This window comes from Alteromonas sp. KUL17 (genome assembly GCF_006538305.1).
GTDB lineage: Bacteria > Pseudomonadota > Gammaproteobacteria > Enterobacterales > Alteromonadaceae > Alteromonas > Alteromonas macleodii.
This window is the reverse complement of the sequence record NZ_BJKJ01000002.1, coordinates 287519-303015: the sequence shown is the minus strand read 5'-3', so window position 1 is coordinate 303015 and position 15497 is coordinate 287519. Positions and strand designations below refer to the sequence as shown.

The following is a 15497-nucleotide window of genomic DNA, read 5'->3' as shown; positions in this document are numbered from 1 at the left end:
TCATTATCCTTTGAGTGCCACCTCTTGAGGCGACGGAATGCAATTACCGAACGGGGCGATGCCCTATGTTTGAAAAAACTTTTCACTTTTGTCCTGTTGGGCTCGCTCACGTAAGCGTGGATGGAAGCTTTATACGCGTGAATAAGCGACTGTGTGATTTTTTAGGATATTCTGATGAAGAACTAACGACGTTAACCTTTCAAGAGTTAACTGCGCCAGATTATCTTGATGAAGATCTAAGTTACTTAGAGCGCCTGATGGCAGGTGATATCGATGACTATGCGATTGAAAAGCGATATGTAAGGCGCGATGGCGAGCAAGTTTGGGCGAAGTTAACAGTGTCTTTAGTAAGAGATCAGCGCGGCAACCCAGACTATTTTATTTCTATTGTGGAAGATATCGACGAGAAAAAGCGCATCCAGTCTGAGCTCTTTCAAGTTGATGCCTTGTTTAGCAAAATTGTTAGCGCATTTTCTGATAGAACGTTTGTATGGGTGGCGACGCCAGACTTGTCTAAACTGCAATACGTTAACGATGGCTATTCAAACATATTCGGTCGCAACGAGTACGAACTTTACTGTAACCCTATGAGCTTTATTGATCATGTACATGAAGATGATAAAGCACGGGTGTTAAAACTGTTCAGTCAACGCCCTTTGCAGAATTGGGATATTCAATATCGTATATACGACTCGAAAGGCGAAGTGAAGTACCTTCACGATCGCGGAAGCTTGATATTTGACGACCGTGAAATGCAGTCGCTTATTTTAGGTACAGCCGACGACATAACAAGAGAGAAAACGCAGCAACAAGCTCTGATGAGCGCCGTCACTAAATTAGAGCACCTGTCGAAAACCGACTCGCTCACTGGACTTGCCAATAGGAGAGAGATATTTAGCCAGTTAAGTGACGAAATTTCTCGTATGGATCGTGGCCAACAAACGTCAACGCTTGTTTATATAGACTTAAACAAATTCAAAGAAATTAACGATAAATACGGTCACAAGGTAGGAGACAAGGCGCTTGTTGAGTTCTCTGAAAGAATGAGTAGTTTGCTGCGTGATAGTGATAGATTCGGTCGTATTGGCGGAGATGAATTTGTGATCCTGCTTTATGGCACGGGTGAAAAGGAAACGGAAGCTTTTTTCAATAGGGTTGCCCAAAGCGACTTTGAAGTTAATGTAGATGGCAATAAGGTAGTACCAATTGGCTTCAGTGTTGGCTGGGTTGAGTGGAGCGAAGGGATTGAAACCGTGCAGGAGTGGCTAGATAAGGCCGATGAGGTAATGTACGGAAAAAAGCGTTATCAGCAAGTTTTAACCGCGATTGATAAAGCGATGTAGACAGCTATTCCTGAGACTCGATATCTACATCGCTTTCGCCATTCTATTTTTGTCTTTGAGCGAACCAGCGCGCTATTTCCTGACGCTCTTCGTCTGTCATTTTTGTCTTGTTTAAAAATGGCATGTCTTTGGTCACAGTGGTTCTTCGAACCACTTGTGGCGCAAACCTTTCAATATCTTCCCATGTATCTAATACTACGCCTAAAGGCGCGACTTTAAAGATATCGTCGGTTGGCGTGCGCGAGTGGCAACCCACACAATGGGTTGTAATTAAGCTTACTACTCGCTCATTGCTTACTTCAGAACTCGCTTGGGCGACTGCATTGTTAGCCGTTACTTTTTTACCTACTTCATCGACAAGGCTCACATCTTCATGTCCTTCATTCGATGTATGTGATGGCGACTGTGGCCATGACACCCATAGGGCGATTGCTAGCATGGCGACTGCGCCAGACACTAAAATACCAGGTTTAGTGGTGCCCACGTGACGCAAGTTAAAGAAATGACGTATCCAAGCGGCAGCGGCCATTATCGCAATGAGTACCAGCCAATTTTGCGGGTGTTGATACGTCATGGGGTAATGATTTGAAATCATGATAAACAGCAGTGGCAGCGTAAAGTAGTTATTGTGTACCGAACGCAATTTAGCGCTCGCCCCCCAATTAGGATCAATATCTTTCTTATCAGCTACAGCTGCTACCATTTTGCGCTGGTTCGGCATGATGTTGAAAAAGACATTTCCTGCCATGATAGTGCCAATAAGCGCACCAACATGAATATAGGCACCGCGACCGCTAAACCACTGGGTAGACAGGTAGCTGACAATACAAACAAGCGCGACTAATCCAATACCGAAGGCGAGTGGATATTTTGCCAATGGGCTGCGACAAGCAAATTCATATAAGGCTAGTCCGCCAAAGATTAACCCTAAACCTAAAGATATTGCCGTGGTAGGTGGCATGGCATTTACCGAAGGGTCGATAAGATAAGCGCTAGCACCAAAGTAATAAACAATTATGAGTAGTGCGAAGCCCGATAACCACGTGGTATAGGCTTCCCATTTAAACCAGTGCAGTGTTTCTGGCATTTTCTCTGGGCCATAGGCGTATTTTGCGACCTCATAAAAGCCGCCACCGTGAATCGCCCATAAGTCGCCTTTGATACCTTTGTCCTGCTTCCATTTAGGTGGCGTGCGTAGATTGTTATCCAACCAAATGAAGTAAAACGACGCGCCAATCCACGCTACACCCGCTACAACGTGGAACCAACGTACAAATAAACTTATCCAATCTAGCCACGGCATTATTGTTCTCCTTATTTAGGGCCAAAAGGCCCTACAGCAGCCTGTTATTAATGATGTTCTTTTTTATAGCGGCAGGTGCCGCTTATCCACGTTTGGTCGATAGCGCGGTCATCACCTAAAATACTTAAGGCAAAAAACACATCGTCAAAGTCCGCGTCTTCTTTTATTCTCAATTGTGTTAATTCGTCAAACCTAGGCTCAACAACGATAAAGTCAGCAGTGGTGCCTGGGTTTAAGTTGCCTATTTCATGATCAAGCGCATGAGCTACGGCCGCGCCTTGGGTCATAAGATAAAAGCCTTCTAACGGGCTGATGGGCTCGCTGCGCAATTGACTAACCTTGTATGCATCGCCGTAAGTTTTAAACATGTTAAACGTAGTGCCTGCACCCACATCGGTGGCCATAGCCACATGGACCTTGTTAGCACGCGCTGCGGTCATATCAAAAAGGCCACTTCCTAAAAACAGGTTAGATGTAGGACAGAAGGCCACCGTAGCGCCGCTTTCGCCTAAGCGCGCCCATTCGTTAGGCGTAAGGTGAATGCCATGGCCAAACACCGCACGTTCACGCACAAGGCTGTAGGTGTCATATACATCTAAATAGCCGTCCGCTTTAGGGAATAAGCTCTTCACCCATGCAATCTCGTCTAAGTTCTCAGACAAGTGTGTTTGAATGAAAACGTCGGGATACTGCTTGGCAAGTTCCCCTAATGCAGCAAGCTGTGCTTCCGTGCTGGTAGGGGCGAAGCGTGGCGTTAGCGCATAGCGGTTGCGGCCCTTGTTATGCCAAGCTTCGATTAATTCTGCACTGTCAGCTTGTGCTGTGTCGGCGCAGTCATTAAGCGCACTAGGGCAATTCCTGTCCATACATACTTTACCGGCCACAATTGCCATATCAATTTCGCTTGCTGCACTAAATAATGCGTGGCTACTGCTTTTATGAACCGTAGTAAAAACAAAACCTGTGGTAGTACCGTTCTTTAGCAATTGGCGCAAAAATACGTTAGCAATGGTTTTAGCGTGTTCACTGTCAGCAAACTGCATTTCTGTGGGAAACGTATAGTTTTCAAGCCAGCTCAACAGCTGTTCGCCATAATGAGCTATGCTCTGTGTTTGCGGATAATGCAGGTGGCTGTCTATTAAACCTGGCAAAATCCACTTGCCTGAAAAATCTGTCACAGTGGCAGCCGGGTAGCGCTTTGCTATTTCTTCAAATGTGCCAATGTCTTTTATTTCTTTATTGTCTACTAACAAACCACCGTCTTTGAATATAGCGATGTCATTATCGAACTGTGTAGTTTGGTTAGGAAAGTGCGCAATGCTTGCACGAAAAAGCTGCATGTTTGTTAGCTGCCCCTGTAGCTGCTGAAACCGAATGGAGAGATAAGAAGTGGCACATGATAATGGCCGCCATTCTCATCAAGTTCAAATGTAATATCAATGTGTGGGTAGAAACTTTTGCCATGCGTTTCTACAAGGTAAGGCTTGCAGTGAAAGCGCAGGGTATAAACGCCTGCGGCAAAACCGTCTTCAACGCCCCAGTTGTTAAAACGCCCGTCATTATCCGTTTCACCCGAAAGGGTGCTACCGTCAGGTAGTGTAAGTGTAAGGGCAATGCCTTGTGCTGGCTTACCTAATGTAGTGTCGAGTACGTGGCTAGAAAGCGTATTCATACTGTTTTCCTTAAAAACTATTCAATGCGTATTGACCATATTTTTGAAAATACGGGGGGTTAATCCAGCGCTTTGTTAATACGCAATAGGGTTATCTTTATTTGCTCTGCAGCAGCATTGGTAATCTCTTGCTGTGTGGTATTGGGTAGCCTAGCTTGTAATGCTTCTAACATAGTCTGCGCAGAAAGACCGGTGGCACAAATAATAAAGATAAACCCATGCTTGTCTAAATAGGCGTGATTGGCTTCTTTTAACTGGTGTAAAACGGCCTCGGACGCGCTGGCTGTACCCGACTGCTCGCCCGCAGCAATGGCTTTGGTATTTGCAAACTTTTTGCGCAACGAATCAACGTCACCAATCATGGGGTGTGCCGTAAAAGCTTCAAGGTAGTCGTCATCACTGCACTTGGCCCATGCGCTCTTCGCTTGATTAAAAAGTGCGTCCTTGTCGCTGTAGGGGCGTGCTTTTACCATTTGATAAATCCAGGTTTTCGCCGCGCAGCATTGCTCAAACCAAGAAGACGCCTCTTCAGCGCTTAGCGTATTTAATTCTTTAAGTGTCACTGGTGGTGTCCTTTTCTTTGTGAAACGCTGTAACGGGTTTCTCGCTGTATTTGTTACTGTTGCCTGCCGTTACTTCTTTTACATGAAGACGCTCGATAATTTGCGCAGATATAGAAACGGCAACTTCAATTGGTTGCTTGCCAGGGATATCTCGGTTACCTATTGGCGTAAATAGCCTTGCCAGCGCGTTGTCGTCAAACCCACGCTGAGTCAGTTTGGTAATAAAGCGCTTTGCTTTGGTGTCTGAACCAATTAACCCAACAAAGGGGAGGGAAGGTTGCTTTAACGCCTGTTCTGTAATGCGATAGTCCAATTGATGATCGTGGGTGAGTATAATCAGCCAACTGTTCTCATCAAGGTGTCTAACTTCGCTCTCTGGTGCTTCTTCCACGACTTTGTGCACGTTGGCTGGCAAAGACGATGGAAACAGTTCCTCGCGACTGTCTATCCACGAAATGCGTACAGGCAATTGAGCCAAAATAGGCACCAATGCTTTTGCAACATGGCCAGCACCAAAAATGGCGATGTGCTGCTGATGAACGTTACACACGTCAAATAGCACCTTTACCGCGCCGCCGCAGCACTGTCCTAAAGAACTGCTTAACGGGTAGCTGTGAAGTTCAGTGCATGCTTCGCCTTTTGCAAGGTACTCTCGTGCGCGGGCAATGGCATTAAACTCAAGGTGCCCGCCGCCAATGGTATCGATGCTTTGTGAAACGGTAACCACCATTTTACTACCGGGTTCACGAGGCGTAGAGCCTGCAGTGCCAACCACAGTCACAAGCACATAGCCTTCATTACGCGCTTGGCATTCGGCTATTCCCTCATACCAGTTTGTTGCACGAAATGATTGGGGCGCGCGAGATGACTTTGCTGCCGTGAGTGTCATAAAACACCGCCTCGACTGGACGACTGCTGCATAGCACTTACTGCATTTAACACCCGTTCTGGTGTGGCTGGTGTATCTAGCTGCGGATCAACTGTGTAGCCAGATAGGCTAGATATGGCGTCTTTAAGGGCGCACCACACTGAAATAGCCAGCATAAATGGTGGCTCGCCAACCGCTTTTGAGTGGTAAATGCTGTCTTCAGCGTTCTTTCTACCAAACAGCTTCACATTAAACTCTTTTGGCGTATCGCCAATAGCTGGAATTTTATAGGTCGCCATATTTTCACTTATCAGCTTACCCGTTTCATTCCATTTAAGGTCTTCTGTGGTAAGCCAGCCCATACCTTGAATAAACGCGCCTTCTATTTGGCCAATATCAATGGCAGGGTTAAGACTGTTGCCAACATCGTGGAGCACGTTAACTTTATCTACCGTATATTCACCGGTAAGTGTGTCGACAGAGACTTCGCTCATTGAGACACCATAAGCAAAGTAGAAAAACGGACGGCCTTCACCGGTGTCGCGGTTATACTGTAATTTTGGGGTTTTGTAGAAACCGCTTGAAGACAAAGATACACGAGCAAAATATGCTTGCTGCACAAGCTCGGTAAAGGTAATTTTGTGCTCATCCAATACCACATGCTCATTAATGAACAGCACGTCGCCAGCGCGGCCCTCTAGACCTAAGCTTTTAGCAAAGCACTCGGCCAAACGGGCTTTTAGCGTAATACATGCATTTTGTACGGCTTTTCCGTTTAAGTCAGTGCCGCTTGAAGCTGCTGTTGGTGAAGTGTTAGGTACTTTGTCAGTGCGTGTTGCAGTGACTTCAATCATATCCAAATCTAGTCCAAATTCATTGGCTGCAATTTGGCCTATTTTGGTGTGAAGCCCTTGGCCCATTTCAGTACCACCATGGTTCACCTGAATACTACCATCAGTATAAATGTGCACTAAAGCGCCAGCTTGGTTTAAATGCTTCGCGGTAAATGAAATGCCAAACTTAACAGGCGTTAGCGCTAAACCTTTCTTAATCACCGGGCTTTCGCGGTTAAACGCTGCAATAGCTTCACGGCGCTGCCAATACTGAGCGGTTTCTTCTAGCTCGGCAATCATATCGGGCAGAAGGTTATGTTCTACCTTCATTCCGTAGGGGGTAAAACTACCTGTCGTGGGGCCGTATAAATTACGTTTTCTTACCGATAGGGGGTCGCTGCCAATAGCACGGGCAATTTTATCAATCATGGCTTCAGCCATAATCATGCCTTGCGGTCCGCCAAAGCCTCGATAAGCGGTGTGCGATACCATATTGGTTTGTAGTCTATGACCTACAATGTCGCTATCACCCAAGAAATAACCATTATCAGCATGGAACATGGCTCTATCTACTATGGCGTCAGATAAATCAGGCGAGTGCCCACAAATACCATTAATGGTCATGCGGGTAGCTTCAATTTTACCCGTCTCGTCAAAGGCCACATCAAACTCGTTTTCAAACGGGTGGCGTTTACCCGTAACGTGCATATCGGTGAAGCGTGGTAAGCGAAGTTTAACTGCACATTGATTGCGCGATGCCAATAGAGCTGCGATACAAGCCCATTGTGCTGCTTGAGTTTCTTTTCCGCCAAAGCCGCCGCCCATACGTCGCATGTCTACCATTACACGGTGCAATTTTACATCAAGTACCTCGGCAACGAGTTTTTGCACCTCACTGGGGTGCTGGCTAGATGTGTAGATTTTCATGCGATCTTCTTCATCAGGGATCGCAAGGCTCACTTGTCCTTCTAAGTACATATGTTCCTGTCCACCAATACTGAGCGTGCCATGTGCTTGGTGGATCGCTTTTTCAAATGTACTTTCAACGCGGTCAGTATGTTGGCCAAACCGATGTAGGGGACGCACAAACGTTTGCTGCTGGTGGGCAGCTTCGGCACTAAGTATAGGTTTGGCTTCACTCACCTCTACTTTCCCTTTTAGCGCAGCTTGTCGGGCAAGGTTTACCGAAGTGGCAAGCACTGCGAATACGGGCTGGCCGAAGAATTTGATTTCGCCATTAGCAAGTAACGGATCGCCTTCGAACACAGGTCCAATATCTTTATGGCCAGGCACGTCGTCAATCGTAACCACATCTACAACGCCTTCACTTTGGCGAACAGCGTCAAGATTTATCGAGTTAATCGTACCTTTTGCGCATTGGCTTACACCAACGGCAGCATAAAGAGTGCCTTGAGGTTCAATAACATCGTCAACATAGTTGGCGCTGCCTTGTACTTGGCGTGTTGCGCTCTCGTGCTTTTTAGATACGTGAACGACACTTTGCTTGTCGTTTTGTTGCATTGGATTAGGGGCATCAATTAACTTACGCATGCTGCACCACCCGTGTTTCAATTTGGTTTGCTGTTTGGTTTTCTAACCAGAAGCGATGCCACAGGTTAGCTAAAACAGTTTTACGGTATTGGGCTGTAGCGCGCACATCATCGATAGGTGAAAATGCATCGAATAAGACTTGTTTGCCCAACGTTAAACATTCGTTGCTAGCGAACTGCTTACCTTTCAAAACGTTTTCTAACGCATTGCAGGTTGACGGAACTGCTGCTACGCCACCAAAGCCACTGCTAATGGCTTCTACCTTGCCGTTGTCGAGTGTGACATGAAATACGGCGCATACTGCAGAAATATCATCTTCAAATCGTTTCGATATCTTATATGCAGCTAATGCTTGATTGGGCTGTTTCAATGGTATTTCTATAGCACTTATCCATTCATCTTTCGCCAGCATGGTCTCGCGATAGCCTGTGAAGAATGTGCTAATTGGGATCATACGAACGCTCTCGCCGTTATCTAAATGCAGTATGGCATTCAATGCGAGTAATAACGGTGGCATATCACCAATAGGGGAAGCGTTAGCCACGTTACCGCCAATGGTAGCCTGATTGCGGATAGGCAACGAGGCAAATCGGGTAACAAGCTCAGCCACTTGCGGAAATGCATTTAGTAATAAAGGTGCCGCATCGTTTAGCGGTACAGCTGCACCAAGAATAAGAGAATGCTCGCTTTTGGTGCATTGCTTTAGTGCATCAATATGCGTAACACTGATAAGCGTTTCTACATCTTTTAGCTGTTGCGTGAACTGAAGGCTTAAATCCGTGCTGCCAGCGACTAGCTGTGCAGTTGGATGCGCTTGAATCAGAGTCTTCAGTTCTTCGCGAGACGTTGGCGTATGGATATTTCCCGTACCAGTGGGCTTCTCACCAGATAATGATAGCAATGTAGAAAGGGTGGCAGCTTGGCGTGCAGTGAATTGATCATCAGGTGTTTGTTCGCACACCGCCATCGTAGCATCGATAATAGGGCGGTAGCCTGTGCAGCGACATAAGTTGCCTGATAAAGCGTGCAGCACATCGTCGCGATTTGGTTTTGTATTGCTGTGATATAAGGCAAACATCGACATGATAAAACCAGGTGTGCAGAAGCCACACTGAGAACCATGGTGATCAACTAACGCCTGCTGTACGGGGTGTAAGTGTTTACCATCGTTCAAATGCTCAACAAATAAAAGCTGCTTCCCATGAACTGCACTCATTAGCGTGATGCAGCTATTCACTGTTCGATAATTAAGTTCTGCAGCGCTATTTGAAGAGGCTGGTTCCACAAGTACTACGGTACATGCACCGCAGTCTCCTGCTGCACAGCCTTCTTTTGTGCCTGTTTTTTTGCGATGTTCGCGAATAAATTGTAGAAGGGTGAGGTCGGCCCGCGCTTCATTTAATTCAACGACATCGTTATTTATTAGAAAGCGAATCATACTCACACCTTCTTGTTATATTCATTCTTGTATTCATTAATATAGCTGTATTTTTTCAATAAAAGTAGACCATTTGGTCAATTTATTGCTTATAAAAAAAGGCCGAGTTCTAAAAGGCCATGATTTTGCGCAAATTTGATTGGAAAAAAAGAAGTGATACCTTTCTATTTTTCTTTTGCTAAGCACTACGTCGATTTGTTAATAAAGAATAAGGCAAGATTCGTGCAAGGTTTTGAACTATTCGCGTAATTCGTGTTTTAGTATGGTTAACACTCCCTGCATAGGGTATGTATGATCTATAAGAGCATAGCAACTCGTCGGCAATAAATGCTAACCTATCGAAAAAGGCATGCAGCATTTATACTGCCCGTGCGCTTGCAAAGTAGATTGCAAAGGAATTTTAATAATAATGATGAAGGTAAAAAGTGCTGACGCTGGCGTTGGCGCTATGAACAGAAGAAAAATACTCCAAGCCGCTGAAAAATGTTTTGCACAGTTTGGCTTCAAAGGCACAGCAGTACAAAAAATTGCTGATGAAGCAGGACTTCCTAAGACTAACGTTTTGTATTATTTCAAAACAAAACAAGAGCTCTACGTAGCGGTACTAGAAGAAACCCTCTCGCTGTGGAACTCACGTTTTGATAAAGCCACAGTAGAAGACGACCCAGCCGAGGTACTCGCCAATTATATCGCCGAGAAAATGGAAGTGTCGCGAACGCATCCAATGGCTTCTAAGATCTTTGCGATGGAAATTATCAATGGTGCACAAAACTTAAGTGGCTACTTTGATGAAGAGCATGCGCTTTGGATGAAAGGGCGACTTGCGGTTATTGATGCATGGGTAAAGGCCGGCAAACTGCCACCTGTTGAAGGTGAATACTTGCTTTACACAATCTGGGCGAGTACCCAGCACTATGCTGACTTCTCTGCGCAAATAACCCGTCTACGCGGTAAAAAGATGACAAAATCAGATTTTGAAGACGCTACAAAACAAGTGGTAAAACTCGTGCTCGGTGGCTGTGGGTTATCTGTGCCAGAAAACTTCGAGGTGTAGCATGACAGAGTCTGTTTACCCTCGTGATCTGATTGGTTATGGTCAACATGTACCTCACGCTAAGTGGCCGGGCGACGCAAAAATCGCGATTCAGTTCGTATTAAATTACGAGGAAGGTGGCGAAAATTGCGTGCTTCATGGTGACGAGGCGTCGGAAATATTCCTATCGGAAATTATCGGCGCACAAGCGTATAAAGATCGCCACCTCAGCATGGAGTCTATTTACGAATACGGCAGTCGTGCAGGGTTTTGGCGTTTACACCGTTTGCTTAATAAATACGACATTCCTGTTACTGTGTTTGGCGTCACTATGGCTATGCAACGACACCCTGACGCCGTAAAAGCCATGATGGATTCAGGTTGGGAAATCGCCAGCCACGCCATGCGCTGGGTGCATTATCAAGACATGGACGAAGAGCAAGAGCGTAAACAAATTGATGAGGCGATTATTCTTCATGAACAATTAACGGGCAGTAAACCTGTAGGTTGGTATACAGGAAGAACGAGTCCGAATACGCTGAAGTTGATTGCAGAGCGCGACGACATCTTATATTGCGCCGATTCATATGCTGACGACTTACCTTACTACGACTGCCATTACAGCAAGCCGTTATTGATGGTGCCGTACACATTAGACACCAATGATATGCGCTTTGCCACGCCTCAGGGCTTCAACAGTGGGGAACAGTTTTTCACCTACTTAAAAGATGCGTTTGACATGTTGTATGAAGAAGGAGAAGAAGCGCCTAAGATGCTATCTATCGGCCTTCATAATCGCATAATAGGACGGCCTGCTCGACTCGCCGCACTTAAGCGCTTTATCGAGTACGTTAAGTCTCATGATAAAGTATGGCTAGCGACACGAGAGCAAATTGCCCGTCACTGGTTGGAGCTTCATCCTAAAGATGGTGGTGACAAGCCGCGTACGTAGCGTTTACAGTACGCCTACTATATTTGAAGTACAGTAAAGTGAAGAGACGAAAGTGAAACAAATGGAGCGCTATCGCCTTCACTTAATAAAGGACAAAACCATGAAAACAAAACTAGCCATTATTGCCCTTGGGGCGCTAGCGCTGACAGCATGCTCAAAGCTGACTAAAGAAAACTACGATAAATTAGAAATGGGTATGTCTCAGGACGAAGTTGAAGCAATTCTGGGTTCAGCTGACAACTGCGGAAAAACAATGGGTACCATGGCATGTACATGGGGCAATGAAGACAGTAAGCACGTTAAAATCGTATTTATGGGTGATAAAGCCGTTACCTTCACTTACGATGGATTGAAGTAAACGTATATCTTTTTCACTTGCCTAGTTTAATAAGAAAGGTGGCGTTGAAAGCCACCTTTTTTGTATCTAAAGCGTTAACTTACAGGCACGCAATAAGCGCCGTTGAATTATTTTAAATCCAATAAGTATCGTAATAAGAAAACAATCGCCAGTACATAAGTGAGCGGTGTTACTTCTTTAAATTTCCCCGTACCTACCTTAATGCCAACATAAGTAATAAAGCCAAGGGCAATGCCTTCGCTAATGCTGAATGTGAGCGGCATGGCGATAAGTGCAACAGAAGCAGTGGCTAACGCACCTAAGTCGTCGAAATCAACCTGTCGAATCGATTCCATCATTAAAATACCTACCATCAATAGCGCTGGCGTAGTGGCCATTAGCGGGATAACTTTCATTAGCGGTGTTAAAAATAGCGAGAGTAAGAAGCAGACAGAAACCACTACTGCGGTAAGCCCGGTTCTGCCGCCCGCCGATACGCCCGTAGCGGACTCCACATAGCTAGTTACTGGAGATGTACCCACTAATGCGCCAGCAATACTCGCTGATGCATCGGCTGTCATTGCTGAGCCAATTTTCGGTAGCTTGCCTTCGGGAGTAAGTAGATTGGCTTTTCGAGATACGCCGATTAAGGTGCCAATGGTATCGAACATGTTCACAAACATAAGTGCGAAAATGAGGTCCCACGTTTCAGCAAGGTGATCAATTGGGTACCAAAAGTCCATTGCCATAAAAGTGTTTGAAATAGATTCTGGCATGCCAACTACAGCAGAAGGCGTTGCAGTTAAGGTACCGTTTTCAGTGGGGATAAAAGCACCAATTAAGGTGAGTGTTACGATAGAGATTAAGATAGCGCCTGTAACGCGTTTCACCATCAAAACGATAGTAAAAATAATGCCGATAAGCGCTAACATTACTGCTGGCTCAGAAAGGTCGCCAAGCTGTACGAAGGTTGCGGGATTATCAACAATCAGCCCCGCATTTTTAAGGCCGATAAAGGCAATGAACAAACCTATGCCACACTGCACGCCGATTTTAAGAGAAGGAGGTATAGACTCGGCTATTTTGGTTCGAACTCCGGTGAGAGAAAGGAGTAAAAAGAGAATGCCGTTCCAGAAAACAATACCAAGCGCTGCTTCCCATGGAATTTCACGACCAAGACAAATGGTAAACGCGAAAAAGGCGTTCAAGCCCATACCTGGTGCCAACGCAATAGGGTAGTTAGTCATTAGCGCCATCATTAAAGTGCCAATACACGCCGCTATTGCTGTCACTGTAATTAGGCCCTCTACGGGCATGCCACTTAACCCAAGAATACCTGGGTTCACCACGAGTATATAAGACATGGCTGCGAACGTAGTAAGTCCTGCAATGATCTCTGTTCTTACTGTTGTTCCGTGTTCCTGCAGCTTAAATAGCCGTTCGATTACGTTGTTGGACATCAAGAGTTCTCTGTTAGTATTTCATTGTGTGTTTTGTGCGTTGAAAGCAATAAACTGACCAATTAGTCAACTTGTTGGTGTGTTTTGTGCTAACTTACTTTTCAGTACAATGACTAATTAATAGTCATTGCGTGACTCAAGGTCACTAGCCAGGCAGCACAAAGCCAGCCAAACGGTTAGTAATCAACATAGATGAAGTCAAAAAAACCGCAAACAAAACCTAAATGAGCAATAGAACTCGTTTACAGATAGCATTAAAGATAAACTATTACGCACCAATTAAATGCCATTGCATTGTTGTGGTGCAAATAAGTGAGGGGCCATGTCGCTGTCATCAATAATTAAAAACATTCCAAAGGCCGAACTGCATCTGCATATAGAAGGTAGCTTAACGCCTGAACTTATGTGGCGCCTAGCTGAAAAGCACAGTGTATCACTTCCTTATGCTAGCGTGGAAGAGATAGAAGCGGCGTATAACTTTGAAGATCTACAAAGCTTCCTTGACTTATATTATGCAGGGGCGGGCGTGCTTCGCGATGAGGATGATTTCTTTGCTTTAATGTGGGAATACTTAACGCGGTGTCATGAGGACAATATCGTCCACACAGAAATTATGTTTGATCCGCAAACCCATACAGAGCGTGACATAGGTTTCGATATTTTCATGCCAGGCTTTTTGAAGGCGATGGAAAAAGCAAAAGATGAATACGGTATCAGTAGCTATTTAATCATGTCTTTCCTTCGCCATTTGCCAGAAGATGCTGCCTTCGATACGCTTTCTGCAGCAGAGCCTTATTACGAGCACATTACAGCGGTAGGGTTAGATAGCTCCGAACTTGGTCATCCGCCGTCAAAATTCGAACGCGTATTCAAAAAAGCCAAAGCGCTGGGATTTAAAATTGTCGCCCATGCTGGAGAAGAAGGACCGGCATCTTACATTTGGGAAGCCATCGAGCTATTGGACGTTGATCGTATTGACCACGGTGTACGCTGCCAAGAAGACGAGGCGCTTATGGACCTCTTGAAAGAAAGACAAATTCCACTCACTGTTTGTCCGTTAAGTAACCTCAAGCTGTGTGTGATCAATGATATGAAAGACCACAATATTGTCCAGCTTCTTGATGCTGGGCTTCTGGTCACGGTTAACTCTGATGATCCTACGTATTTTGGTGGCTTCCTAAATGATAATTTTGAAGCGTTGCACCAGTCTCTGGGTATTGACGAAAAAACAATTCGTACGTTGGTAGCAAATAGCTTTAAGGCAAGTTTTTTGCCGCAGGAGCAGAAAAACCAGCTTGTTGAAAAAGTTCTTTCAGCCTAGGGCCTGTTGACTTTTGGTGTACGAATTTTGGTCTAAATGGAAGCCTTTTAATCGCGAAACAGTCCTGCAAGCCTAGCGGGCTAAGTTAAAGGACTGTGACAAAGAGTAAAAGGCTTCCATAACGACCCCTTCGGGCAGCGCCTTTGTGCCATCTATACTGCGTTGAATGTTCTCGATTTAGAACTACTAAACCGTCAAACATTCGCCTTGTCTAGATGGCACACAGACCGCTGCAAAAATGTACAACAAAGGTCAACAGGCCCTAGCAAGGCGAGGAGTGGAAGATAGTCGCGTTAGCTTCTGGCGATTAATGCGAGAAGCTAATGTGATTTTACGATTGCATGACTGCAATAGTTTGCTTAATCAAATTGTCTAATTCCGTGATGTCTTGAACGATTTCGCTTAAATCGTCTTGCTTGGCTTTGTTTTCAATAGATGATGCCTTTTCCCGAATGGCATCGGCACCTACATCGCCCGACACACCTTTCATAGCATGACTGTTGAATCTAACAGCTTCAACATCCAATGCGGTCGCTGCACTTTTAAGTGCTTGTTGTTTTTGTTCTATTTGCGCGAGGAACATTTCAACAATACGGTTCAATAACCCCTCATTTCCACCCAGCCTGCTTATTGCGGCATCGCGGTTCCATAATTGTTCTCGAGTGGGCGTATCGTTTGAGTTAGATGTGTCCATATGTGCCACCGTAATTGAAGCGTTAAGCCAGTGTACAATAAATGTTCTAAACAAAAAACAGCAAGTTCAGCCGCTTAGCATACAACGGTTCATAAACCGGCAAAACCTAGACTAAAGACTAATTTTTTT

At 45.2% G+C, this 15497-nt stretch carries 14 protein-coding genes; 5 read left to right on the top strand and 9 right to left on the bottom strand.

What is annotated here, in order from left to right:
• Nucleotides 1-65: 65 nt before the first annotated feature.
• Nucleotides 66-1343 (top strand): diguanylate cyclase, encoded by a 1278-nt coding sequence (locus KUL49_RS03065; protein ID WP_131136277.1) that lies wholly within the window; start codon nucleotides 66-68, stop codon nucleotides 1341-1343.
• A 43-nt stretch (nucleotides 1344-1386) separates the two neighbouring features.
• On the opposite strand, the gene KUL49_RS03060 is transcribed toward KUL49_RS03065, so the two are convergent.
• Genes KUL49_RS03060 through xdhA form a run of 7 tightly spaced genes read right to left on the bottom strand, consistent with a single transcriptional unit; the run spans nucleotide 1387 to nucleotide 9571 of the window.
• Nucleotides 1387-2646 carry a urate hydroxylase PuuD gene (locus KUL49_RS03060; protein ID WP_131136276.1) on the bottom strand — a complete coding sequence of 420 codons (1260 nt, stop codon included), beginning with the start codon at nucleotides 2644-2646 and terminating at the stop codon, nucleotides 1387-1389.
• A 47-nt stretch (nucleotides 2647-2693) separates the two neighbouring features.
• Nucleotides 2694-3986, bottom strand: a complete 1293-nt coding sequence (gene guaD / locus KUL49_RS03055) for a guanine deaminase (protein WP_049588801.1) — start codon at nucleotides 3984-3986, stop codon at nucleotides 2694-2696.
• A gap of 5 nt (nucleotides 3987-3991) precedes the next feature.
• The gene (gene uraH / locus KUL49_RS03050; RefSeq protein ID WP_014976192.1) at nucleotides 3992-4318 is read right to left on the bottom strand and encodes a hydroxyisourate hydrolase; all 327 of its coding nucleotides are present in this window, start codon (nucleotides 4316-4318) and stop codon (nucleotides 3992-3994) included.
• 59 nt (nucleotides 4319-4377) lie between these two features.
• Complete coding sequence (gene uraD / locus KUL49_RS03045; RefSeq protein WP_131136275.1) at nucleotides 4378-4881, bottom strand: 2-oxo-4-hydroxy-4-carboxy-5-ureidoimidazoline decarboxylase; 504 nt, start codon at nucleotides 4879-4881, stop codon at nucleotides 4378-4380.
• Nucleotides 4871-5770, bottom strand: coding sequence for a xanthine dehydrogenase accessory protein XdhC (xdhC, locus tag KUL49_RS03040; RefSeq protein ID WP_131136274.1), 900 nt, complete (start codon nucleotides 5768-5770; stop codon nucleotides 4871-4873). The genes uraD and xdhC overlap by 11 nt, the downstream gene beginning before the upstream one ends.
• Nucleotides 5767-8133 (bottom strand): xanthine dehydrogenase molybdopterin binding subunit, encoded by a 2367-nt coding sequence (gene xdhB, locus KUL49_RS03035; protein ID WP_131136273.1) that lies wholly within the window; start codon nucleotides 8131-8133, stop codon nucleotides 5767-5769. Before xdhB ends, xdhC begins: the two co-directional genes overlap by 4 nt.
• Complete coding sequence (gene xdhA, locus KUL49_RS03030) at nucleotides 8126-9571, bottom strand: xanthine dehydrogenase small subunit (RefSeq protein ID WP_131136272.1); 1446 nt, start codon at nucleotides 9569-9571, stop codon at nucleotides 8126-8128. The genes xdhB and xdhA overlap by 8 nt, the downstream gene beginning before the upstream one ends.
• Before the next feature lie 409 nt (nucleotides 9572-9980).
• Between xdhA and KUL49_RS03025 the strand changes: the two genes are divergently transcribed.
• The 3 genes from KUL49_RS03025 to KUL49_RS03015 all read left to right on the top strand — a co-directional run bounded on the left by KUL49_RS03025 (nucleotide 9981) and on the right by KUL49_RS03015 (nucleotide 11914).
• Nucleotides 9981-10625, top strand: a complete 645-nt coding sequence (locus KUL49_RS03025; RefSeq protein ID WP_014949073.1) for a TetR/AcrR family transcriptional regulator — start codon at nucleotides 9981-9983, stop codon at nucleotides 10623-10625.
• A gap of 1 nt (nucleotide 10626) precedes the next feature.
• Nucleotides 10627-11556, top strand: coding sequence for an allantoinase PuuE (gene puuE, locus KUL49_RS03020; RefSeq protein WP_131136271.1), 930 nt, complete (start codon nucleotides 10627-10629; stop codon nucleotides 11554-11556).
• A 100-nt stretch (nucleotides 11557-11656) separates the two neighbouring features.
• The gene (locus KUL49_RS03015; protein WP_014949075.1) at nucleotides 11657-11914 is read left to right on the top strand and encodes a hypothetical protein; all 258 of its coding nucleotides are present in this window, start codon (nucleotides 11657-11659) and stop codon (nucleotides 11912-11914) included.
• Between the two features lie 107 nt (nucleotides 11915-12021).
• Here KUL49_RS03015 and KUL49_RS03010 read toward each other — a convergent pair whose 3' ends face one another.
• Nucleotides 12022-13353 (bottom strand): NCS2 family permease, encoded by a 1332-nt coding sequence (locus tag KUL49_RS03010; RefSeq protein WP_131136270.1) that lies wholly within the window; start codon nucleotides 13351-13353, stop codon nucleotides 12022-12024.
• A 322-nt stretch (nucleotides 13354-13675) separates the two neighbouring features.
• Here KUL49_RS03010 and KUL49_RS03005 point away from each other — a divergent pair, with 322 nt between their 5' ends.
• Nucleotides 13676-14674: an adenosine deaminase gene (locus KUL49_RS03005; RefSeq protein WP_014976199.1), complete on the top strand. Its 999-nt coding sequence runs from the start codon at nucleotides 13676-13678 to the stop codon at nucleotides 14672-14674.
• Nucleotides 14675-15005: 331 nt separating this feature from the next.
• Here KUL49_RS03005 and KUL49_RS03000 read toward each other — a convergent pair whose 3' ends face one another.
• Nucleotides 15006-15368 (bottom strand): Hpt domain-containing protein, encoded by a 363-nt coding sequence (locus KUL49_RS03000; protein WP_014949078.1) that lies wholly within the window; start codon nucleotides 15366-15368, stop codon nucleotides 15006-15008.
• Nucleotides 15369-15497 lie beyond the last annotated feature (129 nt).